Source organism: Flavobacterium sp. CBA20B-1 (genome assembly GCF_028473145.1).
Taxonomy (GTDB): Bacteria; Bacteroidota; Bacteroidia; order Flavobacteriales; family Flavobacteriaceae; genus Flavobacterium.
This window is the reverse complement of record NZ_CP092370.1, coordinates 728,646-751,724: the sequence shown is the minus strand read 5'-3', so window position 1 is coordinate 751,724 and position 23,079 is coordinate 728,646. Positions and strand designations below refer to the sequence as shown.

Here is a 23,079-nt window from a genome sequence, read left to right as displayed (position 1 = left end):
TTAAATAACCGTTTGCTTTAGCCCTTGCATAATGCATTGCCACAAATAATTAAAGAACGATTTTTCTTTGATGCGGTCCACTGGTTTTATTGCTACTTTTTTAAATCCATCGGTATCAGTTCGCACCACCAAATTGGCAGCAGCCGTTAACAGTTTCCGTTCTTTGTTTTCTTTATTGAACAGTTTCATTTTCAGGTTGTTGAAATCCATAGCATAATGTCCGTTTGCGGTATTGTTGTTTCCGCTGAAGTTAAATGCCATGTGGTCAATTGTACCGTTGGCCTGCACCTTTAAATAAGGTTTTAAGAACGGATTCATAGCTGTGGCAGGAAAATTCTTTAAATCGCCATTGATATTGAATCGTTCTGATCGATCCATGATGTCAAATTGCCAACTTGCCACCAAATCTCCTTGTTGCATGAATTTTGTACGCACGTTTATTTGTGTTTTGGGTCCTGATGAACGCTTGTAACCACTATAAAGATTTTTAGCAGTAAGATTAAAATCACTAAAAGTGAGCTTGCCCGGACTGGTTGTGTTTTGGGTGTCTTCTGAATAAGAAAGTTTAGAATTTTTAATTTTCAAAGTGGCTACTTCAAACGGAAATTCTACATTTCGCAATCTGTAACTGTACAAGTGATTTTCCTCTGGGTTGAGCGGAACGGAAACATCGCGATAAATAGCAGCATCCATATTGTTGAGCACCACTTCGTTAAATTTAATAAAAAATGCTTCTTGAGCATCGAATCCCCACGTAAAATTATGGAGCAACAAGTTGTTAACCGAAACATTGTAATAATCTTGGGCGTATTTTAGTTGGGCTTTATGCTGCGCTTTTGAAATCTTAGGTATCAATTTAAAATGAGTAACCGAAGCATTTTTTTGTTGAATTTTGGTAGATTGCGCCTGTATTTTGTAGATTCCATTGGTGTCAAAATCAATTTTTCCTGTGGTTAGCAAAGGATTTTCATAGGTAAACGGAACTTTTTGTGCCAGCGTTTCATCATCCACCCGAATATTATTCAATGATAAATTAAAATTTTCCACACTTAATTTATCGGCAGCGCCTGAAGGCTCTTTTAATGTGTAGTGGGCATTGTTTACGGTTACTTTTTTAATAAAAACCAAATCGTTCAATTCATTGTTATTGTTTGATTTTTTTGAAGGCTGTTTCTTAGGAATATGCACAAATTTGGGATTATTTAACTGAAATTCATCAATTGAAAGTTGCTGGTTTACTCGGTTTGAAAGTTTTTTTATTGTGATATTAACGTTGTTCACCATAAACGATTCCAAAGAATTAAAAACCGATTTATTGATGTGTATTTCGTTAATATCCAGCTTAAAAGGAATAAGTGATTGATTGCTTTTTGAATAATCGGGCAATTTATTTTGAACCGTTTTTTGGTCTTTTTGATCTAAGATATGCACCTTTATAGCATCAATTTCAATTGTATGTACTTTTACAAACAAGTCAAAACCATGATATCCCCAATCGGTATTTTTTAAATGCAATTTGGGAACTTCCACTAAAATTCGGGTGCTTGATTGCAAGTCGTTTTGTTTGAATTCTTTAGAAGATTTAAAAGGAAGCATTCTAAAATTTGTAACCGAAATTTGATCTTTATCAATTGCAATTTCTTCAGATTTCACCATCTGCAAATCGTTCACCCTGCTGTAAAGCGAATCGATCTTAAAAGTGTAATCGGTATAAGTAAACGGAATGTCTTTTTGCGCCGTATATTCACCCATGTGAATCCCGTTTATTTCTGCATTAAAATTAAAAACTTCGTGAAAAAGCGTGTCGTTTGTAGCATCTACCATACGCAAATGAGCTTTTTCCACGCTAATTTTATCAATATCAATAACCGAAGAAAGTTTGGAGGTGCTCTTTAAAGTGTCGCGTTCTTGTGGTTTTATAACTGTTAAATCCGGACCAATCACCGAAATGGTATAAGCTTTTAAATTTTTATCTTTTATCAATTCAAAAAAATTGACACCGGTTACGCTGATTCGTTCAATTTTTCCATAGAAATCAATATCTTTCTTAATATTGTGCTCTTTTTTGGGCGATATTGCTGCATTTTCAATCGAAATACTATTATTAAAAATCGAAAAACTTAAGTCTTCGTAAGTTAAATCATAAGCTGTATCGTTTTGCTTATTGATAATCGCAGGAAGCTGGTTTTTTATCAGTAAATTTATTGCGATGTTTGCAATAAAGGCAAGCAAGAGAATACTTATAACAACAATTCCTATCGTTTTTATTGGTTTAGAAAGTTTCATATAGTTGCAATTTGCAATAAATGTAGTGAAAATTACATAAATATGCTATGAAGCGGTATAAGTATTCTTAAAGAAAAAATCAGTATATTTATACCTAAGTATTTGGTTTCATCGCCAAAAAAAGATTGCCCAGTAGGTCTAAGCAATCTTAAAAAAATAAATATGAAATACAAAGTTCTGTTTTGTAATGATTCAAAGTTATTGATTTATAATTAATTACACAAAATATTTAACATGTCTGAAATTACACTGTTAAAAATTAACGATTTTAAAACAACAAATAGTCCCAATTCATTTTACACCAATACCATTGCAAACCACTTGCAGTTGCATCATTCGCGGATAGAAAAACCACATAGACACAATTTTTATGCAGTTTTTTTATTCACCAAAGGCACCGGCACACACGAGATTGATTTTAATAGATATGATGTAACGGCAGGCTCGGTTTTTTTTCTTTATCCCGGACAAACGCATTCATGGGAATTGTCTGATGATGCCGATGGATACATTTTCTTTCATTCAGAAGATTTTTACGAAATGATTTATTTGAATGATTCCATTAAAGATTTTCCGTTTTTTGAATCGAACTTCTCTGAAAAATGTATTTATTTAAAAGAACATCAATGCAAGCAAATTCAGACTTTGTTCGAGCAAATTATTAACGAAACTACTAATAAACAATTGAAAAACAAACAGTTGATGGTGGCTTATCTTACCCAAATGTATATTCATTTGAACCGGTTTCACGAAAAACAAAACCCCATAAACCTAACCCATTTAAAACATTATCAAACCTTGTTTTCAAACTTTGAAAAATTGGTAGATTTGCATTTTAAAGAAAACAAATCGGCATCACAATATGCTGATTTATTGAATATTACCCAAAAACATTTAAACCGTATTGTGCAATCTGTTACTCAAAAAACCACTACGCAAATAATCACCGAACGCGTGATTTTAGAAGCAAAAAGACAGTTGCTTTATACCGATTTAACCTTAAACGAAATTGCTTTAAAACTCGGCTTTAACGATTATACCTATTTTTCGCGTTTGTTTAAAAAAAACACGGGAATCAAGGCATCAGATTTTAAAAAGCAATATCAACAAGACCGTTAATTACCTTTTGCAAGGCAAAAATTAACTATTCTTCTTGATCGTTTTTGTAAAATAAATTCAACCACATTAAGCGCGACATGCGGTAATTAAAAGTAGATAGCAAAATAATTACTACCACAACGGCAATAAAAATGCTAAAAAAGTTTAGTTTAAATAATAAACCCAACACAAAAACGGCTACCATTTCTGCAACAGTCAACGCATAACTCATATACATACCGCCAAAATAAAAACCAGGTTCACGGTGAAACGAATAGTTGCAATTTGCACAACGCTCGTTCATAACGGGCATTGAAAACAAAAACGGGTTTCCTTTCTTTTTAAACACTTTGGTTTGACCGCATTTTGGACAAGTTCCCTTCAAAACTTTATTAACGTAAGACATTTCTTATTAATTTTGTATGCAAATATACAGCTAATTGCCTTTGCAGTGATTTAATAATAAACGCAAAAAGTTGTACTTTTCAGACATTAATACTTTGTAAATGACAACAGCAAAAAAACAAAATACAAGTTGTTTTATTTCGTTTACCGAAGATGTTTCACATATACCTCTTCCTGAAAAACTAAACTTTCCGTTTTATTATAATGTGCATCCGTTGTGCGAGATAGCTGCAAAGCAGGTACAGCTTTTTTTAGAGAAAAATGAAAATTTGAATCATAATTTTGGTTTAAATAATCATTCTGAACTAGCGCCAATTGGTAAAATGTTTGGTGTTTTAGTGGTTCAAAAAGATGATGAATTTGGTTTTTTGGCCGCTTATTCAGGAAAGTTGGCAAACAGCAATTCGGTTGCATTTTTCGTACCTCCGGTTTTTGATATGCTTAAAAACGATGGATATTTTTTAAAAGAAGAAGAAAAATTGAATGCACTCAACCGTCAAATTGATGCTTTTGAGAATAATGAAGAATTACAACTTCTTAAAAAACAATTAGTTGCTATAAAAAATACAGCGCAAACTGAAATAGAAGCATATAAAAAACAAATGAAACTTCATAAAGAGCAACGCAAGCAAAAGCGAATTGCTTTTAAAGAAACTGCAACTGCAGAAGAGTTTCAGTTAATTGAAGCCGATTTAATTAAACAAAGTTTGCATGAAAAACACTTGTTAAGAGTATTAACAGCAAACTATCAATCTAAGGAAAATGAAATAAGCAATCAAATAGCTGGTTTTCAAGACAAAATCAATATTTTAAAAGAGCAACGCAAAGCACAATCAAACGCCTTACAGCATTGGCTTTTTAACAATTATACTTTTTTAAATGCCCATAACAAAGAAAAATCATTAGTAGCTATTTTTAAAACAGCACTTCACTCCCAACCTCCTGCAGGTGCAGGTGAATGTTGTGCGCCCAAATTGTTTCAATATGCTTTTCAACATCAATTAAAGCCTATTGCATTGGCCGAATTTTGGTGGGGAATACCGCCTAAATCCGAAGTGCGAAAACACAAACAATTTTACCCATCGTGTTGGGGTAAGTGCGAACCCATTTTGGCTCACATGATGCAAGGTTTACAGGTTGAAGAAAATCCTTTTTTGCAAAATCCCGCTGCAGGAAAAGAGTTAGAAATCGTTTATGATGATGCTTATTTGGTAATTGTGAATAAACCCGCAGAATTTTTATCGGTTCCGGGCATCAACATCAGCGATTCAGTTTATGAACGCATTAAAAAAAGATATCCACAAGCTACCGGACCTTTAATTGTGCATCGATTAGATATGTCCACATCGGGTTTAATGGTGCTAGCAAAAAACAAAGAAATACACGAAAATTTACAAAAACAATTCATAAAACGCCGTGTTAAAAAAAGCTATATTGCTTTGCTTGACGGAGTGGTGCAAAACAATTCGGGAATAATTGAATTGCCTTTACGTGTTGATTTAGATGATCGCCCGCGCCAAGTTGTTTGTTTCGATTATGGAAAAATGGGAATTACAAATTTTAAAGTATTAGAACAAAATGAGAAAACAACACGCATTCAATATGTTCCCATAACAGGTCGCACACACCAATTACGTGTTCATTCAGCGCATAATTTAGGTTTAAATGCACCCATCAAAGGCGATGATTTGTATGGAACAAAAGCCGATCGATTGTATTTGCATGCCAATATGTTAGAATTTCATCATCCCATACGGAATGAAAAAATGTGTTTTGAGTTGCCGCCCGATTTTTAACCCTAACAAACTTTTATTACATTTGTTTTCATATTGACGCCCATGTACACAGTTGAAGTAAAAAATAGCAAAACACGCCGACAGTTTTTAAACTTTCCGGCAAAGCTTTATGCCCACGACAAAAATTGGATTCACCCGCTAGACCAAGATATCGAAAAGGTTTTTGATACCGAAAAAAATAAATTGTTTAAGCGTGGTGGAAAAGCCATTCGCTGGGTGCTTTTCAATGGAAACGATGAAATAATAGGACGAATAGCCGCTTTCATAAACCCAAAATATGAAGGAAAAAACCCAGTGGGTGGTTTTGGTTTTTTTGAATGTATCAATGATCAAAAAGCAGCTAATCTTTTGTTTAATCAGGCAAAAAAATGGTTGGAAGAAAACGGTATGGAAACCATGGACGGTCCTATAAATTTTGGGGAACGTGATCAATGGTGGGGATTATTAGTAGAAGGTTTTCATGAACCTCTTTATAATATGAATTACAATTTTCCATATTACGTGGAATTATTCGAAAACTATGGTTTCAAAACCTATTTTAACCAAGAGTGTTATTCCCTACCCTTTAATCAACAATTGCAGCCTAAATTGTATGATCGACATGCCAATATTGCAAAAGATCCTGCATTTAAAGCCGAACATATAAAGCTAAACAATTTAGATAAATATGTAGCCGACTTTGTAACGATTTACAACAAAGCATGGGCAAGTCATGGCGGCGGAAAAGATATGCCGCTTTCCCAAGGCAAACTCATTTTTAAAACCATGAAACCCGTAATTGATCCAAAAATTGTGTGGTTTGTGTATTATAAAGAGCAACCTGTAGCTTTTTGGCTAAACTTACCAGACCTTAATCAATATTTTAAACATTTAAACGGAAAGTTTGGTTTGCTAGAAAAAATTAAATTTTTATGGTATAAAACCTTTCAAAAAAGCAAGCGTGTTATTGGAATTGCTTTTGGAGTTGTACCCGAATGGCAAGGAAAAGGCGTTGATAACTTCATGATTATCGAAGGTCAGAAAGTAATCAAACAACAAAGTGGTTACACCGATTATGAAATGCAATGGATTGGTGATTTTAACCCAAAAATGATTAATGTAGCCAAAAGCTTAGGAGCCAATTTAAGCAGAAAATTACGAACCTATCGCTATCATTTTGATCCTTCTAAACCGGTAGAAAAACATAAGATTTTGAGATAATAAAACCCGTCTTACAATTAGAGACGGTTTTTTTTGTATGTTTATGCCACGATTTACAGATGATTATACATGAAATTCAAGCATTACAATCAACGTCAAACCACACTTTTACCTTATTCGGTTGACGATTTTATTTCAGAGAAACATCCCGTTCGAGTAGTTGACCAAATTGTTGAGTCAATAAATATTCAGCCATTTTTAAAAGCATACAGTTAAGAGGGTAATCCAGTTTATAATCCAAAAATGTTGCTTAAAGTAATGTTGTATTCTTATATGACTAACACCTATTCCTCTCGAAAGATAGAATTAGCTGTTAGAGAGAACATCAATTTTATGTGGTTAACCTGAAGACAATAGTTGATCATAACACTATTAATAGATTTTGAAGCAATAAATTAAAAGATAGTTTTAAAGAGATTTTCAAACAAGTAGTACTAATGTATGCTTCTGAAGGATTCATTTCATTAAAACAAATTTATACCGATGCCACAAAAAATAGAAACACAAAATACTTTTGACAAAGTGCAAGACAAAAATTATCAAAAAAAGCACAAACCTTTTAGTAAAGAAAATCTTCATTACAACCAATAAGATGATTATTATGTGTGCCAGATGGAACCAAAAAATCAGAGAACTACTAACAAGCGAGACTGGATTGCAGAAAAGAAAAAAACGGACCGCTGATGTAGAACATGTATTCGCTCAACTTAAATACAACCATAAATTTAGATGATTTTCTTTAAAAGGAAACCAAAAAACAGGATTAGAATTTGGGTTAATGACTTTAGCACACAACTTAAGAAAGAAAATTGCTGCTTAAAGACAATTTTAACCTCATTTTAAAAAAGTAACTTTTTTATAAAAGTTTAATCAAATAAAAAACCGCCGAAAATTTTAGTATTGAGAAGGCTTCATTTTAGTATCCTAAAACTTCAAATATTTGAGCTAAAATTAAATTCTTGCGCTTATCGTAGTCTGCTAAAGCATCACTTTCTAATGAAGTATAAGTTCTAAGCGAAAAATAAATCGGTTTGCTTTGTTTAAGATAAATACCCACTGTCCAATCTATTTTTTTTCCTAAATAACTCGTTGTGGTGGTATGAAGGGCTAACTGTTGATTTGCCAGAAGTTGATTGAATAAAAATTGCTGGCTTTTTTTATGAAAAGGTAATTTATTATCGTGCAAATCTTTTAGAAATAAAATCATAGAATTTGGATTTGTAAAAGCTGCATAGTTCCAAAAATACTCCCATTCATTATTTTTAACTTCTTTCAGAAATGAAGCATTTTTAATATTTTTCTCATAACTTTCAGCTGATAATTTATCTTTTAACACATTAAAATACCAATCATTTTGATTTTTTAAAGCATCAATCAAATTAGTATCGGCATTCCACTCGGGCATTCTTCCTTCAAATGAAGATCTTTTTACACCGTCCCATTTTAGTTTTTCATTTACATCAATTTTAAAAATCTTTTCTTCTAATCCTACCAAAGCTTGCCACAAATGAAAATGTGCGCCCGCCGGTGTATTGTAAAAAGGTTCACTTTCTGTGTTAAAAAGCCATTCATCTTTGTTTGCGTCATAAATCACAATTGCACCATTTATATTATTGGCCTTAAAATAATAATCTAAATAGCTTTGAGCTTTTGCATTAAAAAACATAAAAAAAATAAAAACTGCTGTAATTGATCTCATTCGTTGAATTTTTTTCAAAAATATAAAAAGTAGTACGAAGAATGGAATTGTTTCTATAAAAACATTTTATTCAAAGATATTTCATTAATTTTGCATTGTTATTTACAAGCAATGAAATCAGTCTTTCATACCCTTTTTTTCTTTATATTTTGTGTCTCCAATGCACAGATTCCTACATATTATCAATCAATTAATTTATCTTTGAAGGGTGATGCTTTAAAAAGCGAACTTGCAACTTTAATTACTAACACTCACACAACGGATTTAATTTATTCGCCCCAAGTTTGGGATGTTTTAAAAGATGCAGATGTGGATCCTACAAATAGCAATAAAATTTTACTAATTTATGGTTGGAACGATACTGATTTAATAAAAAATAATGATTTAACGCGCGACAGAAATGCAAGTTGTCATAGTGCAAATTGCGAGAATAAATGGGTGCGCGAACATGTTTTTCCTCGATCAAAAGGTACGCCCAATCTAGAATTTGAAGGTCCAGGTGCTGATGCACACCACCTGCGTGCTGCTGATTATGATCGTAATAGTTTAAGAAGTAATTTTAAGTTTATTGCAAATCCCACTTCATATATCACCTATTCCCGTGTGATTCAGCAAAACGGTATCGAATATTTTTATCCTGGAAACCAATGGAAAGGCGATATTGCTCGAATGATCATGTACATGTATGTGCGCTATGGCAATCGCTGCCAACCTATAAATGTTGGTCATGGCGCAACTTCATTTTCGATGAATGGTGATATGCCAAACATTTTTTTACAATGGAATGCAGAAGATCCGGTTTCTGCACATGAAATAAACAGAAATGAAACTATTTATAATGCTCAAGGAAACCGAAACCCATTTATTGACAATCCTTATCTAGCAACCCTAATTTGGAATGGGCCTGCTGCTGAAAACAAATGGAACAGTTTAACCGTGGCGAATGAAAATTTGAATATGGTAAAGGTGTATCCTACATATACTTCAGACATTGTAAATATTGAGAACAACTCAGAAAACTATAGCTATAAAATTTTTGATGTATCAAACAAGTTGATCGAACAAGGAAAAAATAAAAACAAAATTAATGTTTCGCATTATGCAAACGGTATTTATTTTTTAAATATTTCAATAGAAAATCAGTCAAAAACGTTTAAGTTTATAAAAAAATAAACCGCAAATTTAATTGCGGTTTATTTAATTAAAACTAATCTTCCCTACTTCCATCGTCTGCCATACGCACCATTTTGGGCGTAAAAGTTGCCACAACATCAATTAAATGTTCTTGTGCTTGCATCACCTGATGAATATCTTTATAAGCCATTGGCGCTTCATCTAAACCCGCACCAATTAAAGTAACGTTATGGTCTTTTAAAATGGCTTTGAAATCGGTTTTAGTAATTTCTTTTTTCGCTTGGGTTCGGCTCATTTGACGTCCGGCACCGTGCGATGCAGACTGAATGGCTTCTGGTGCACCTTTTCCACGAACTAAAAAACCAGGTGCTGTCATTGATCCCGGAATTATACCCATTACATCCTTGCTGGCAGGTGTGGCTCCTTTTCGATGAACAATCACTTCTTCGCCGTTCCACTGCTCTTTCCACGCAAAATTGTGATGATTTTCAACTTTAGCTAAAACTTGAACTCCTAAAGCTTTTTGCATTTTTAAGTGAATCACTTCATGGCAAGCCGAAGCGTAATCGCCAGCCAAATTCATTGCCAGCCAATATTCTTGACCTTCGGTTGAATTCAAATCAAAATAAGCCAGGTTTTTAGCTTCGCGTGGCAATTTGCAAACTTTCTTTGCCAATTGGGTGTAATGACTGGCAATAGTAGCACCAAAACCTCGTGAACCGGAATGGGTTAATAGGGCAACATATTGGCCTTTTTCAATATTTAGCATTTCGTCGCGCTCTGAAAATTCAATGATACCAAATTCCACAAAATGATTTCCTCCACCAGAGCTTCCTAATTGTGCCCAAGCTTTATCTTTTAAACTTTTTAAAAATGGATTTTCGTGGAACAATTGATTTTCTAAAACTTCGTGATCCAATCGGTACTGTCCTTTAAAACCATTTCCCGCACCAAAATTTGATTGTGCGATTAATTCGCGTTTAAATTTCGATTGGTTTTCTTCAAAAAAAGATGCTTCCATATCGTAAATTGAAAGTGCCATTCTGCACCCAATATCCACACCAACTCCATACGGAATAATGGCATTTCGGGTAGCCAAAACACCGCCAATTGGCAATCCATAGCCTTGATGTGCATCGGGCATTAAAGCTCCGGCTACCGAAACAGGCAGTTTCATCGCAACTTCCATTTGTTTTTTTGCACCATCCTCGATATGTTCGTTTCCAAAAACGGTATATTCTTTTGGTTCAGTCGCTAGTGGAATAGTAGCACTATCTATCTCGTTTTGCAATGCAATAATCTGCTGTGCCAATGGGTAAAATTCAGATGCTTCAAAGGTTTCATGTGGGGTCTCAATAAGTTTTTTTAAAATATTTAATACCTCGCCTTTGTTTAATGCACCCTGATAATTCTCGAAAAATTGTAATGTTTTTCCTAAAATGATATTTTCTTCAAAACCTATACGCAATAGGTCTTTTCCTGTTATTTTTTTCATGATTAATTGTATAGTTTTAGACGAAGTTCAATCAATAAATTTTCTATTTTATTTAAATCGGGTTGTTTCATTAGTATCGATTTTTTATAAAATTTTTCTATATCAACTATTAAATCGTCTGCCATTTTTATTACTTCTTCATAACTCAAAACACCCGATTTTATAGCTAATAATTCTTCTCGATTTTCAACTTCAATTGTTAATTTATTATTCTTAAAAATGTTTAAAGCTACTTGCAACAATCGAATGGTATGCATCATGTTTTTAGTATCATACCCTTTCCCATGCAATTTATTTGTTTGAAATCTATCGATATTTCTTTTAGAAACCCATTCCCAATATTCGCTATATTTTTTACAATAGGTGGAATAAGCATCTTTATTAAAATACAGTAAAATAGATGATGTTGCAGTTTTTGGAATCCTACTTAGTGTAACTTCGTTTGAATCTTTCCCAACACATATTCCGCTATAAACATCCTCATTTATATTATAGAAAAGGTTATAAGTATCTTTTAAATGATTGATTTTTGCTAAACCACAATTTTCTTGCTTCAATTTTTTAGCAATTAACCATTTTTGCAACTCATGTGTTTTTCCATTTTCTACAACGTAACAGAATGCTAAAGCTGTTTTTCGTTGGGCGTTCATAGGATGAAACATTTTTTTATTAAGACCTCTCGCTTTTTTTATTTGTGATAAAGCATACCCAACAAAAGTATCTTTCGTTAGCAGTGAAAGAAAATCAGCGATTTTTATTTCATTCATCAGTTCAATTTTATATATAACGCAATGCGCTGGTGTTGCAAGCATTTCTAAAATATTAGGATTGTTTTTAGAAAGAAGCTCAATAAATCTTCCCAATTCATAGTAAACAATGTCGTTGGTTTCGTTACTCACCTGCGGAACATAATTAAGTCCGTAAAAATCTTTTTTGGGCATATAGAAAACTCCGCGAATATCCGTATCAGATTTTTCAGTATGTAAACCGTAAGCTTTACTTCCTGAAATACATTCAAAAAGTATTAGGTTGTTTTTCTTTAAAATATCTATTGTCAGCATCTGTTACTATTTTATAAAATGTTTCATTTAATATTTCTAAATCTAACGTTCCTTTGCGTTTAATTTTTTTCGATTCTGAGAGTTCGTTATGAGTATTTTCAAGGTAATCAATTAATTCTAGATTGATTGTGTCTATGTATTTTTCACTCATACTTTTCTTTAAACATACCAATTGTTTTGTTTCATTAAGTAGTGATTGCATATCTATTTGAATCATCAATTTTGAAAATTCCATAGGCGGAAATTGATTGTTTTTTAATGCAAATCTCGCTGCTAATAAGGATCTATAGATATAAAAAAAATCTTTTAGTCGCATATTTTCTGTTCGAAGCATTTCTATTTTTTTATGAACCAAACCTAAATAATGTTGCACTAAAGTTTGTTGGCAAAAATAATTTGGTAGTACCTTCACAATCATTTTAAAGATAGATTCATCTTTTTGGTAAACGATTGGTGATTGCATCCATTCAAATGGTGTAGCATTTGAAGCATACAACAGCTTCAAAAATTTTCTAACATCCCAACCATTTATATCAAGTTCATTATTTATGGGAAAATCTAAAAAATCACTTTGCTCATTAATATGTAAATAGTCCTTTTTAGGTCGTACATAAACAAATCGAACATCATAATCACTATCAGCAGAAGAAAATCCCCAACCTCTGCTACCAGATTCTATTGCAAAAAGTATTTTTATTCCTTTTTCTTGTTCTATTGTATTTAGCTTTTCAACAATTATTTTTTTCATGATTAATGTTTTTAATAATCTAATATATTATTTCAACATCACAAAGATGCAACTGTTACTACGCAATCAAAATGCGCAAATGAAAAAAAATTTAATTTATTTATAAAAAACTAATTATCAAATAAATAAAACCATTTAAAAAGATTTTATTTATAAATTTGTATTTAACTACGCAGATATATTGCGTAATTAATGCTATATTTACTTGATTTTTAATACTAATTGGTCATGGCTACTAACAAATCTGCGTTAATTCGCTATAAAACAATCAATGAATGTTTGCAAAATCGCTTCAGAAAATGGACGCTGGAAGATTTAATGGAAAAGGTATCCGATGCATTGTATGAATTTGAAGGTATTACAACCGGTATTAGCAAACGCACTATTCAGGCCGATATACAGTTTATGCGCAGCGATAAATTGGGATACAACGCACCAATTGTGGTTACCAATCGCAAATTTTATTGTTATGAAGATCCGGAATATTCAATTACAAAGTCGCCGATAAAAGAGGAAGATGTGCATAAAATGAAGGAAGTTGTATCACTTCTAAAGCAATTTAATGGTTTTCAATATTTCGATGAAATGAGCGAACTTATTGCTAAATTGGAAAACAACATCTATAAATCTTCCAAGAAAACTCCAAATTATATTCAGTTTGAAGATAATAAACAGTTAAAAGGAATTGCTCATCTAAGCCGGTTATACAAAGCTATTTTGAATAAAAAACCACTTTATATTGAGTATAAATCGTTTAAATCAAAACAAGCTATAAAAGAAATTTATCATCCGTATTTGCTGAAAGAATACCGCAACCGTTGGTTTTTAATCACTCGAAGCAATAAAGGAAAACTTTTGGTTACTTTGGCTTTAGACCGTATAGAGGCTTTTTATGAATTGGAAGCTTCTGCTTTTAAACCTTACGAAGGTATTGATTTTGAAAGATATTATAGCGAATGTATTGGTGTAACACGTTCGGAAAAAGATCGACCGCAAAAAATTATTTTAAAATTTAATGTGAAAAATGCGCCCTATGTAAAAACCAAACCCATTCATCATTCGCAACAAATTCTACAAGAAAATGAAAATGGAATTGTTATACGAATAGATGTGATTCCTAATTTTGAACTAGAACGTGAAATCTTAGGTTTTGGAGAAAATGTAATGGTTTTAGCCCCCAAAAACCTGAGAAAACAAATCAAAAACCGCATAAACAGAACAGCTACAATGTATCAGATAGAGGAAATGTAAAAAAAATCCCGAAGATAACAACCTTCGGGATTTTGTATATTTAAATAGCTCTGTTCGGATCAAAAGATTCTAAATATTGTGCCACTCTTTGAACAAATTGTCCGCCTAAAGAACCATCAACCACTCGGTGGTCATAAGAATGTGACAAGAACATTTTTTGACGAATACCTATAAAATCACCTTCTGGAGTTTCGATAACCGCAGCTACTTTTCTAATAGCTCCTAATGCCAAAATTCCTACTTGCGGTTGATTGATAATTGGTGTTCCAAAAACAGAACCAAACGTTCCAACGTTGGTAACAGTGTATGTACCGCCTTGTGTGTCATCTGGTTTTAATTTTCCATTTCTTGCGCGATTTGCTAAATCGTTAACTGCTTTTGCCATTCCTACCAAATTCAACTGATCGGCATTTTTAATTACCGGAACAATTAAATTTCCGTTGGGCAAAGCTGCTGCCATTCCCAAATTGATGTTTTTGCGTTTAATGATGTAATCACCATCAACCGAAATATTCATCATAGGGAAATCTTTTAATGCTTTTGCAACAGCTTCCATAAAAATAGGTGTAAATGTAAGCTTCTCTCCTTCTCTCTTCTCAAAAGCATTTTTATTTTTATTTCGCCAATTCACGATATTTGTAACGTCCACTTCGATAAACGATTGCACGTGCGCAGAAGTTTGAACCGATTGCACCATGTGATGTGCAATCATTTTGCGCATACGATCCATTTCTACAATTTCGTCTTGTCCGTTTACAGAAACTGGTGCTGCTTTGCTTGCAACTGATTGTGTTGGTTGAACAGAAGGCGCAGTTTGTTGAACAGGAGCTGCTACCGATTGTGAACCTCTGTTTTTAACGTAATCTAATATATCTGTTTTGGTAATTCTTCCGTCTTTTCCAGTGCCGTTGATTGCTTCGAGTTCGGCAATAGAAACACCTTCTTCTTTTGCAATATTTTTTACTAAAGGTGAGAAAAATTTATCTGAAGAACCGAAATCTGCAACTGCAACTGTTTCTTGTGCCACTGCAACTGTTTTTTCAACTTTTTCTACTGAAACTTCCTCGTTTGCAGGTGCATTATTAGCTGGTGCAACATCGGCACCCTCTGTTTCAATGATTGCAATTGTTTGTCCCACTTGCACTACATCATCTTTCTGAAACAAAATTTCCACGATTTTTCCGCTTACTTCTGTCGGCACTTCGCTATCAACTTTGTCGGTTGCTACTTCAACAATTGTTTCATCTTGTTCTACTGTATCACCAACGTTTTTTACCCAATTTGTAATGGTTGCCTCTGCAACACTTTCACCCATTTTAGGTAATTTTAATTCAAACTTTGCCATATTTCTAATAAAAAGTTGTGTATAGATTAAAGTAGTACAAAAGTAGTAATTTTTAAGAGTATTTTGCTGTTTATTTAAAATTTTTAATTTCTAGAAAGATAAAATTTCTCCCCTTCCATTTTTATCATTGCTTCCGATAAAAAAATCAGAGTTTATAGAACGAATTTTAAACGTTTTGTTTGTTTTTTGGTTTTGATTGATAAAGGCTATGTAGTCTTTATAGGAAATAGATTCGTTATCAATTAAAATTTCAATGTTTTTCTCAGGCTGATTTATTGTTTGAATATCTTCTAAAAAATATACCCAATCTAAAGGCTTATCGATTTTATTTACAACTTTTTGATAAAGCGCAGCATTATTAGTTACCAATATATAATGATTTATAGAATGTTGGTCACTACTTTTTTCAGATTGCTTTTTTAAGGCAAACAATGCTATCCCCATATCCATGACCGCATTGAACCAAGGTGATTTTTTAAAATGCTTTTTATAGAAAAACTGCATGGCTTCTTTAAAACGCAGCATATACTTTCCATCTTTAAGTGTGCTTTCTCCTTTAAAATGAATTACAGTAGTTTTTGGAACGTAATAATTCTGCAAACCAGTTTTTGAAACCATGTAGCTTAAGTCGATATCGTCTGCATACATAAAACATCCTTCATCAAACCCGCCTACTTCCATATACAAGTCACGTTTCATAAACATAAAAGCGCCTACCAAAATAGCAACTTTTCCTATTTGGTTTTCAGATATATGCTGTGCGTAGTATGTATTAAACCATTTCGATTTGGGAAAGATTTTATATAATGATGCTACTTTTGTGAAAGCAACCCAAGGAGTAGGAACACCGCGTTTGCTTTCAGGAAGAAATTTACCAGAGCCATCAATTAATTTACAGCCCAAAACCCCAGGATTTTCAAGTGTTTGATAAGTTTTTAATAAAATTTCAAATGTGTCTTCTGCTACGATTGTATCAGGGTTTAAAATACAAATAAATTCACCTTTTGCAGCCTCCACGCCGATATTATTTCCCTTAGGAAAACCTAAATTTTCAGTCTGATAGAAATAATTAACATCCGGAAATAATTGCTGTATCATTTCTTTTGATCCATCGGTTGAAGTATTATCCACAACAATAATTTCAGCCTTGATATGCTCAACAGCTTTTTGAACACTTTTTATACAAACCTCTAAAAAATGCTTTACATTATAATTTAAGATTACGACGGATAGTTGCATATTTTTTTATTTTACCACACTTAACTGTGCCTTTATAAAATCGGTTGTTAAATAGGTTAATAATTTACCCAACATGTTGTCTGCTGCTGTGCTAAAACTTGGTGAACCTTCGCATAAATGCAAATAAGATGCATTACTGCTTGTTGCGGTTTGATTTATAAACTGACGCGCTTCTGTAACAGAAAATCCACTGGGCGACATTGCGCTGCTTGGTGTGTTTTCAATAGCATCCACATCAATTTCGATACCATAAGGTTTACTTTTTATGGCACGCTGAATATTGTTGATACTGGTTTGAAAATCTTTCTCAAATCGAACTTTCACTTCTTCAAAGGTATAAAGTTTTAATCGTTCGGGTTGTTCTTTAAATTGATGCAACATAAATTTATTCAGGTAGTTTTCATGTGCACCAAACATACAATATGTGTTCAAAAATCCTTCGTGGAATGCGTAAGAAAAACCGTTACCGCTGTGTCTGCCTTCTAAAGCTCTAAAATCGGTGTGGGCATCAAAATTCACCACATTCACCGCAGCTCCTTTTGCTAGTGCCAAACCTTTTATATTTCCATAGGCATTGTTGTGCCCCCCACCTATCACAATGGCTTTTTTACCAGCTCGATGAATCAAAGTATTAAGATAGGTTACTTCTTTGTCTATTTCCGAAACAATTTCAAACAAACGGTTTAATTGCCTAGGTTCAGATGGGTTTAATTGCTGAATTTCTTCTTCATAAACCTTAAAATCAAAGCAACCTATAACAGCCACATGATGCGCTTTTAAAAATTTGTTGTGTTGGATATTTAGGAAAACTGGTAGAAAAACATCCCAAGCATGCTTTTGCCCAATTCTTCCAAAATTGGCCTTAACACCGGCAAATTCTTTTATTCCATAAACAATAAACTTAGCATCGGTATTTTTAAGAAAATCGGCAAATTGTGCAGATTCTTGACTAGGAATGGCTATTTTTTCGCCAAATTTGGTTTCATCTTTTCTTAAAATTAAAAGTTTGTTTAATGCTGTTTTGTTAAAGTATTCAAAATTTTCCATCAGTTGTTTTATAAAATCGCAGTAAAATCAATATCTATAAGTATTATTTATATTATTTTAGAATTTAACATACGGTTTTTTATTTAAAATTAAGGAATTATTACTAACTTTGTAATAGGTAAATATATATCGATAAATTAATTTTCGATCTATAAAATCTTTTTCATAACTATTTTTTTTCACACCGTTTACTTTTGGTATTCGGTGTGTTTTTTTATTGTTTTTTTCCGTTTAAATATACAGTTTCTACTAAATCACTACCAAAATTATACGGAATTGCGTAAATGGAATGGATAGGTTTGGTAATAAAAAACGATGCTTTTTTGCCTTTTGTGATACTACCGTATTCGTTTTGAACTTCCAAAGCATAAGCAGCATTTAAAGTAGCTGCGTTAAAAGCTTCCTCGGGGGTCATCTTCATTTTTATACAAGCGGTTGCCACCACAAAATTCATATTTCCGCTCGGTGTGGTTCCAGGATTATAATCTGATGCGATTACCAAAGGTAAATTGGCTTCTAGCATTTTTCGTGCGGGCGTGTAAGGGATCGATATAAAATACGAACAAGTGGGCAGTGCCACAGGAATGGTGGTTCCTTTTTGCAATGCCGCAATGTCTGCATCGGTTACAATTTCTAAATGATCTACTGAAAGTACGTTTTCTTCCACACACATTGCAATACCATTGATTGCAGTGAATTGATTTACGTGTATTTTTGCCTTTAAGCCATGTTTTGTTGCTGCTTGAATAATTTTTTGGGTTTCTTCTACGGTAAAATAGCCGGTTTCTAAAAAAGCATCTACATAATCTGCCAAGCCCGATTGTGCTATTTCAGGAATCATTTCATTGCAAATTGCAGTTACAAATCCTGATTGATTGCCTTTAAATTCTGGTGGAATGGCATGTGCACCTAAAAAAGTTGCTTTTATTTTAACGGGATACTTTTCTTCTAATTTTTTAATTACACGCAACATTTTCAATTCCGATTCTAAGCTTAAACCATAACCAGATTTAATTTCGATAACGCCCGTTCCTAAAGCAATTAATTCTTCGAGGCGGTTTGCAGCATCGATGTACAATTCGTCTTCAGAAGCCTTGCGCAATTTTTCTACCGAATTCAAAATACCACCGCCTCGTTGGTAAATTTCATCGTAACTTAAACCGTTGATTCGATCTACAAATTCTTGTTCACGGTTGCCTGCATATACAATGTGCGTATGACTGTCGATATAACTGGGCATAATCATTCTTCCCGAAACATCAACCGATTCATCATATTCGGTTGGTACATTCTCCATAGCGCCATAATCTGTAATCAAATCATTTTCAACTACTAAAAAGGCATTTTTTATAGAAGGAAGTTCTTTCATTTGGCTTCCCTTTAAAATTTCGGTATTGTTTTCGCGAACCTGAAAAAGTTCTTTTATATTGTAAAATAAAGTTTTCATTTTTTTGTTTTGATTACTTTTCAAAGATAGATAGTTCTTACAAATTAGCATAAAAAAATCCGTTTCTTTTGAAAACGGATTGGTTTATTAAAAATTCGGACTTAAGTTGTATTTTTTGTAGAATGTATCGATAATAGTTACCACTTCGTCAGCGGTATCAACTACTTTTATCAAATTCATATCTTCGGGCGATGCGTTGAAATATTTTTCAAGCAAAACGGTTTTTACCCAATCAATTAATCCCGACCAAAATTCAGAGCCCACTAAAATAATAGGAAATTTACCAATTTTTTTGGTTTGAATTAATGTGATTGCTTCAAACAATTCATCTAATGTTCCAAAACCACCCGGCATTACCACAAACCCTTGTGAGTATTTTACAAACATTACTTTTCGCACGAAAAAATAATCGAATTGCAGGTTTTTATCATGATCGATATATGGGTTAAAATGCTGTTCAAAAGGCAAATCGATATTTAAACCAACCGATGGTCCACCGCCCAAGTGTGCCCCTTTGTTGGCTGCTTCCATAATTCCGGGACCTCCGCCCGAAATGACACCATAACCTGCTTTACTAATTTTGAAGGCAATTTCTTCTGCCAATTTGTAATAAGGATTATCGTTCTTTGTTCGTGCCGATCCAAAAATGGAAACACACGGCCCAATACGCCCCATTTTTTCATATCCATTTACAAATTCAGACATGATTTTAAAAATGGCCCAAGAATCGTTGGTCTTAATTTCGTTCCACGATTTTTGCGATAGTTTTTCTTTGATTCTGATATCTTCTTCTGATAAATTTTCTTCCATCTTTTTTGTTTGATTTGTTTAACGTTTAATATCTGTTTTAAGTTTTTGATTCTAAAATCGATACCTATATTTCTAACTTAATTCTTTCTTTAAAAAACGTGCAGTATGGCTTTTTTTGTTTTTAGCAACTTGCTCTGGTGTTCCTTTTGCTACCACTTCACCCCCATTTTTTCCGCCTTCTGGACCAATGTCAATAATGTAATCGGCCATTTTAATCACATCTAAATTGTGTTCAATGATCAAAACGGTATTTCCTTTATCAACCAACTGTTGCAAAACTTCCATTAACACGCGAATGTCTTCAAAGTGTAAACCGGTGGTGGGTTCGTCTAAAATATAAAACGTATTTCCGGTATCTTTTTTAGACAATTCACTTGCTAATTTTATACGTTGTGCTTCACCACCTGAAAGTGTGGTGCTTTGTTGACCTAAGGTTAAATAACCCAAGCCTACATCTTGAATGGTTTTTACTTTTCGATATATTTTTGGAATATTTTCAAAGAAATGTACGCTTTCATCAATGGTCATATCCAAAATATCGGCGATTGATTTTCCTTTGTAACGAATTTCTAATGTTTCGCGATTAAAACGTTTTCCTTGACAAGTTTCGCATTCCACATACACATCAGGCAAAAAGCCCATTTCAATTGTTCGCAAGCCCGATCCTTCACAGGTTTCGCAACGACCACCTTTCACGTTAAAGCTAAATCGTCCGGGTTTGTACCCCCGAATGCTTGCTTCTGGTGTTTTGGTAAACAATGTACGTATTTCGGTGAAAACTTCGGTATAAGTAGCCGGATTGGAACGCGGTGTTCTTCCAATCGGACTTTGATCAATACCAATTACTTTGTCGATATGCTCTAAACCTTTTATTTTATCATAAGGTTGGGGCACTTTAACCGCATTAAAAAAATATTCGTTTAAAATGGGATAAAGGGTTTCGTTTATCAACGTAGATTTCCCCGAACCCGACACGCCTGCCACGCAAATTAAAGCCCCCAAAGGAAATTCTACCGAAACATTTTTTAAATTATTGCCTTTTGCGCCAGTAAGTTTTAGTTTGTTTCCATTGCCTTTTCGTCTTTTTTCAGGAATAGGAATTTCTAGTTTTCCGTTCAGGTATTGCGCCGTAATGGTTTGTTCTTTTAAAAGCTGTTTTGGAGTGCCTGCACTAATGATTTGTCCGCCGTTTGCACCTGCTTTAGGTCCAATATCAATTACATAATCGGCTTCCACAATCATATCTTTATCGTGTTCTACCACCAAAACCGAATTGCCCACATCGCGCAATTGTTTTAAAGACGTAATTAGTTTTTCATTATCGCGTTGGTGCAACCCAATACTAGGTTCATCTAAAATATAAAGCACTCCAACTAACTGCGAACCAATTTGCGTTGCCAAGCGAATGCGTTGTGCTTCGCCCCCTGAAAGGGTTTTTGAAGATCGGTTCAATGTAAGATAATTTAAACCCACATCGAGCAAAAAAGATAAACGCGTAACAATTTCTTTCACCACTTCACCAGCAATCATTTGCTGTTTGCTGCTCAGATGATTGTTTAAATCGCCAAACCATTCGCCTAATTGATCCAAATCCATTAAAGCTAAATCAGCAATATTTTGGTTATTGATTTTGAAATTCAATGATTCTTTTCGCAAACGCGAACCGTTACATTCCGGACACGTAATTTCGTCCATAAAATCTCCCGCCCATCTTTTGATTGCTGCGGTTGGTGCATCATTGAACTGATTTTTAATAAAGTTTGATATTCCTTCAAAATCAATTTTATAATCTTTAGTGATACCCAAAATTTTCGATGATACAGAAAAACTTTCTTTTCCTCCGTTTAATATCATATCCAAACCTTCTTTTGGAATGTTCTTGATAGGGTCTGAAAGTTTAAAATCGTAGCGTTGGGCAATAAGTTCTAATTGTTTAAAAATCCAGCTGCTTTTTTGCTCGCCAATAGGCAGTAAACCTCCAGATTTAATAGAAAGCTCATTATTTGGTATGATTTTTTTTAGGTTGATTTCATTAATCGTTCCCAAACCATTACAAACCGGACAAGCACCTTTGGGTGAGTTGAACGAAAAACTGTTTGGTTCAGGAATAGGATACGAAATTCCTGAGCTGGGACACATTAAATGACGACTGAAAAATCGGGAATTTTCACTTTCATGTGGAAGCACCATTAAAATATCATCGCCATGATACATGGCTGTTTTAATGCTTTCTGCCAATCGTTTTTTTGTATCGTCGGTGTCGTCAATGGCCAAACGGTCAATTACAATTTCTATATCGTGGGTTTTATACCTGTCTAAACGCATTGCCGGAACAATGTCGCGAATTTCACCATCAATACGCACTTTCACAAAACCTTGTTTGGCAATTTGTTCAAACAACTCGCGGTAATGTCCTTTTCGCGAACGAATTACGGGCGATAGTATATTGATTCGTTGTCCGCTGTAGTTTTCAATGATTAAATCTAAAATTTGTTCATCGGAATAGCTGACCATTTTTTCGCCTGTTTCATAAGAATAAGCATCAGAAGCCCTTGCAAACAACAAACGAATGAAATCGTAAATTTCGGTAATGGTTCCAACAGTTGATCGGGGATTTTTGTTAACAGTTTTTTGTTCAATGGCAATAACCGGCGAAAGTCCGTCGATTTTATCCACATCTGGGCGTTCCAAACCACCTAAAAATTGTCGTGCATACGAAGCAAATGTTTCAATATATCGGCGTTGACCTTCGGCATAAATGGTATCGAATGCCAAAGACGATTTTCCAGAACCCGACAAGCCAGTGATAACAACTAGTTTTTCGCGGGGAATGGTAACATCTATATTTTTTAGGTTGTGAACGCGTGCGCCCAAAACCTGTATATTATCATCGGTATTTTGCATATAAAAAGTCAAAGTGCAAATATACAAATTGCTTTGCTTTTAAAATATTAATGCATTGGTAAAATGATTTTATTTCTGCCAAAGATGTACAGGTTTTATTGATTCAAATACACT

Annotated in this window: 18 protein-coding genes and 1 pseudogene; 7 read left to right on the top strand and 12 right to left on the bottom strand. The window is 33.6% G+C overall.

Going from position 1 to position 23,079, the window contains the following annotated elements:
• A complete protein-coding gene (locus MG290_RS03780) occupies window positions 1-2,286 on the bottom strand; it encodes a DUF748 domain-containing protein (RefSeq protein ID WP_264562576.1) in 2,286 nt (761 codons plus the stop codon).
• A gap of 234 nt (window positions 2,287-2,520) precedes the next feature.
• Between MG290_RS03780 and MG290_RS03775 the strand changes: the two genes are divergently transcribed.
• Window positions 2,521-3,405 carry an AraC family transcriptional regulator gene (locus MG290_RS03775; RefSeq protein ID WP_264562575.1) on the top strand — a complete coding sequence of 295 codons (885 nt, stop codon included), beginning with the start codon at window positions 2,521-2,523 and terminating at the stop codon, window positions 3,403-3,405.
• Between the two features lie 25 nt (window positions 3,406-3,430).
• Here MG290_RS03775 and MG290_RS03770 read toward each other — a convergent pair whose 3' ends face one another.
• Complete coding sequence (locus MG290_RS03770; protein ID WP_257498918.1) at window positions 3,431-3,790, bottom strand: DUF983 domain-containing protein; 360 nt, start codon at window positions 3,788-3,790, stop codon at window positions 3,431-3,433.
• A 100-nt stretch (window positions 3,791-3,890) separates the two neighbouring features.
• Between MG290_RS03770 and MG290_RS03765 the strand changes: the two genes are divergently transcribed.
• From MG290_RS03765 to MG290_RS14850, 4 genes and pseudogenes are all read left to right on the top strand, one after another.
• Complete coding sequence (locus tag MG290_RS03765) at window positions 3,891-5,585, top strand: pseudouridine synthase (RefSeq protein WP_264562574.1); 1,695 nt, start codon at window positions 3,891-3,893, stop codon at window positions 5,583-5,585.
• A 42-nt stretch (window positions 5,586-5,627) separates the two neighbouring features.
• Window positions 5,628-6,785 (top strand): hypothetical protein, encoded by a 1,158-nt coding sequence (locus MG290_RS03760; protein WP_264562573.1) that lies wholly within the window; start codon window positions 5,628-5,630, stop codon window positions 6,783-6,785.
• A gap of 69 nt (window positions 6,786-6,854) precedes the next feature.
• Window positions 6,855-7,001, top strand: a complete 147-nt coding sequence (locus MG290_RS03755) for a hypothetical protein (protein WP_264562572.1) — start codon at window positions 6,855-6,857, stop codon at window positions 6,999-7,001.
• Window positions 7,002-7,016: 15 nt separating this feature from the next.
• A pseudogene (locus tag MG290_RS14850) lies at window positions 7,017-7,133 on the top strand (transposase); the annotation flags it as partial.
• A 568-nt stretch (window positions 7,134-7,701) separates the two neighbouring features.
• On the opposite strand, the gene MG290_RS03750 reads toward MG290_RS14850, so the two are convergent.
• Window positions 7,702-8,484 (bottom strand): hypothetical protein, encoded by a 783-nt coding sequence (locus tag MG290_RS03750; RefSeq protein ID WP_264562571.1) that lies wholly within the window; start codon window positions 8,482-8,484, stop codon window positions 7,702-7,704.
• Between the two features lie 111 nt (window positions 8,485-8,595).
• Between MG290_RS03750 and MG290_RS03745 the strand changes: the two genes are divergently transcribed.
• Window positions 8,596-9,657, top strand: coding sequence for an endonuclease (locus MG290_RS03745; protein ID WP_264562570.1), 1,062 nt, complete (start codon window positions 8,596-8,598; stop codon window positions 9,655-9,657).
• Window positions 9,658-9,691: 34 nt separating this feature from the next.
• Here the strand turns inward: MG290_RS03745 and MG290_RS03740 are convergent, their stop codons facing one another.
• Genes MG290_RS03740 through MG290_RS03730 form a run of 3 tightly spaced genes read right to left on the bottom strand, consistent with a single transcriptional unit; the run spans window position 9,692 to window position 12,922 of the window.
• A complete protein-coding gene (locus MG290_RS03740) occupies window positions 9,692-11,113 on the bottom strand; it encodes an RtcB family protein (protein ID WP_264562569.1) in 1,422 nt (473 codons plus the stop codon).
• A 2-nt stretch (window positions 11,114-11,115) separates the two neighbouring features.
• Window positions 11,116-12,174 carry a DNA polymerase beta superfamily protein gene (locus MG290_RS03735; RefSeq protein ID WP_319800354.1) on the bottom strand — a complete coding sequence of 353 codons (1,059 nt, stop codon included), beginning with the start codon at window positions 12,172-12,174 and terminating at the stop codon, window positions 11,116-11,118.
• A complete protein-coding gene (locus MG290_RS03730; RefSeq protein ID WP_264562568.1) occupies window positions 12,128-12,922 on the bottom strand; it encodes a nucleotidyltransferase domain-containing protein in 795 nt (264 codons plus the stop codon). The genes MG290_RS03735 and MG290_RS03730 overlap by 47 nt, the downstream gene beginning before the upstream one ends.
• A gap of 228 nt (window positions 12,923-13,150) precedes the next feature.
• Here MG290_RS03730 and MG290_RS03725 point away from each other — a divergent pair, with 228 nt between their 5' ends.
• Window positions 13,151-14,173 (top strand): helix-turn-helix transcriptional regulator, encoded by a 1,023-nt coding sequence (locus tag MG290_RS03725; protein ID WP_264562567.1) that lies wholly within the window; start codon window positions 13,151-13,153, stop codon window positions 14,171-14,173.
• Between the two features lie 40 nt (window positions 14,174-14,213).
• Here the strand turns inward: MG290_RS03725 and MG290_RS03720 are convergent, their stop codons facing one another.
• The 6 genes from MG290_RS03720 to uvrA form a co-directional block, all read right to left on the bottom strand.
• Window positions 14,214-15,518 (bottom strand): dihydrolipoamide acetyltransferase family protein, encoded by a 1,305-nt coding sequence (locus MG290_RS03720; protein WP_264562566.1) that lies wholly within the window; start codon window positions 15,516-15,518, stop codon window positions 14,214-14,216.
• 90 nt (window positions 15,519-15,608) lie between these two features.
• The gene (locus MG290_RS03715; RefSeq protein WP_264562565.1) at window positions 15,609-16,757 is read right to left on the bottom strand and encodes a glycosyltransferase family 2 protein; all 1,149 of its coding nucleotides are present in this window, start codon (window positions 16,755-16,757) and stop codon (window positions 15,609-15,611) included.
• A 6-nt stretch (window positions 16,758-16,763) separates the two neighbouring features.
• A complete protein-coding gene (locus MG290_RS03710; protein ID WP_264562564.1) occupies window positions 16,764-17,804 on the bottom strand; it encodes a formimidoylglutamase in 1,041 nt (346 codons plus the stop codon).
• A gap of 214 nt (window positions 17,805-18,018) precedes the next feature.
• Complete coding sequence (gene hutI / locus MG290_RS03705) at window positions 18,019-19,251, bottom strand: imidazolonepropionase (protein ID WP_264562563.1); 1,233 nt, start codon at window positions 19,249-19,251, stop codon at window positions 18,019-18,021.
• Between the two features lie 87 nt (window positions 19,252-19,338).
• On the bottom strand, window positions 19,339-20,061 hold the full coding sequence (locus tag MG290_RS03700; protein ID WP_264562562.1) for a TIGR00730 family Rossman fold protein: 723 nt from the start codon (window positions 20,059-20,061) through the stop codon (window positions 19,339-19,341).
• A 72-nt stretch (window positions 20,062-20,133) separates the two neighbouring features.
• Window positions 20,134-22,965 (bottom strand): excinuclease ABC subunit UvrA, encoded by a 2,832-nt coding sequence (uvrA, locus tag MG290_RS03695; protein WP_264562561.1) that lies wholly within the window; start codon window positions 22,963-22,965, stop codon window positions 20,134-20,136.
• Window positions 22,966-23,079 lie beyond the last annotated feature (114 nt).

Bases quoted from the DNA above. Each gene is read 5' to 3' on its own strand.
- MG290_RS03780 (WP_264562576.1), bottom strand. From the start codon at position 2,286: ATGAAACTTTCTAAACCAATAAAAACGATAGGAATTGTTGTTATAAGT.
- MG290_RS03775 (WP_264562575.1), top strand. From the start codon at position 2,521: ATGTCTGAAATTACACTGTTAAAAATTAACGATTTTAAAACAACAAAT.
- MG290_RS03770 (WP_257498918.1), bottom strand. From the start codon at position 3,790: ATGTCTTACGTTAATAAAGTTTTGAAGGGAACTTGTCCAAAATGCGGT.
- MG290_RS03765 (WP_264562574.1), top strand. From the start codon at position 3,891: ATGACAACAGCAAAAAAACAAAATACAAGTTGTTTTATTTCGTTTACC.
- MG290_RS03760 (WP_264562573.1), top strand. From the start codon at position 5,628: ATGTACACAGTTGAAGTAAAAAATAGCAAAACACGCCGACAGTTTTTA.
- MG290_RS03755 (WP_264562572.1), top strand. From the start codon at position 6,855: ATGAAATTCAAGCATTACAATCAACGTCAAACCACACTTTTACCTTAT.
- MG290_RS03750 (WP_264562571.1), bottom strand. From the start codon at position 8,484: ATGAGATCAATTACAGCAGTTTTTATTTTTTTTATGTTTTTTAATGCA.
- MG290_RS03745 (WP_264562570.1), top strand. From the start codon at position 8,596: ATGAAATCAGTCTTTCATACCCTTTTTTTCTTTATATTTTGTGTCTCC.
- MG290_RS03740 (WP_264562569.1), bottom strand. From the start codon at position 11,113: ATGAAAAAAATAACAGGAAAAGACCTATTGCGTATAGGTTTTGAAGAA.
- MG290_RS03735 (WP_319800354.1), bottom strand. From the start codon at position 12,174: ATGCTGACAATAGATATTTTAAAGAAAAACAACCTAATACTTTTTGAA.
- MG290_RS03730 (WP_264562568.1), bottom strand. From the start codon at position 12,922: ATGAAAAAAATAATTGTTGAAAAGCTAAATACAATAGAACAAGAAAAA.
- MG290_RS03725 (WP_264562567.1), top strand. From the start codon at position 13,151: ATGGCTACTAACAAATCTGCGTTAATTCGCTATAAAACAATCAATGAA.
- MG290_RS03720 (WP_264562566.1), bottom strand. From the start codon at position 15,518: ATGGCAAAGTTTGAATTAAAATTACCTAAAATGGGTGAAAGTGTTGCA.
- MG290_RS03715 (WP_264562565.1), bottom strand. From the start codon at position 16,757: ATGCAACTATCCGTCGTAATCTTAAATTATAATGTAAAGCATTTTTTA.
- MG290_RS03710 (WP_264562564.1), bottom strand. From the start codon at position 17,804: ATGGAAAATTTTGAATACTTTAACAAAACAGCATTAAACAAACTTTTA.
- hutI (WP_264562563.1), bottom strand. From the start codon at position 19,251: ATGAAAACTTTATTTTACAATATAAAAGAACTTTTTCAGGTTCGCGAA.
- MG290_RS03700 (WP_264562562.1), bottom strand. From the start codon at position 20,061: ATGGAAGAAAATTTATCAGAAGAAGATATCAGAATCAAAGAAAAACTA.
- uvrA (WP_264562561.1), bottom strand. From the start codon at position 22,965: ATGCAAAATACCGATGATAATATACAGGTTTTGGGCGCACGCGTTCAC.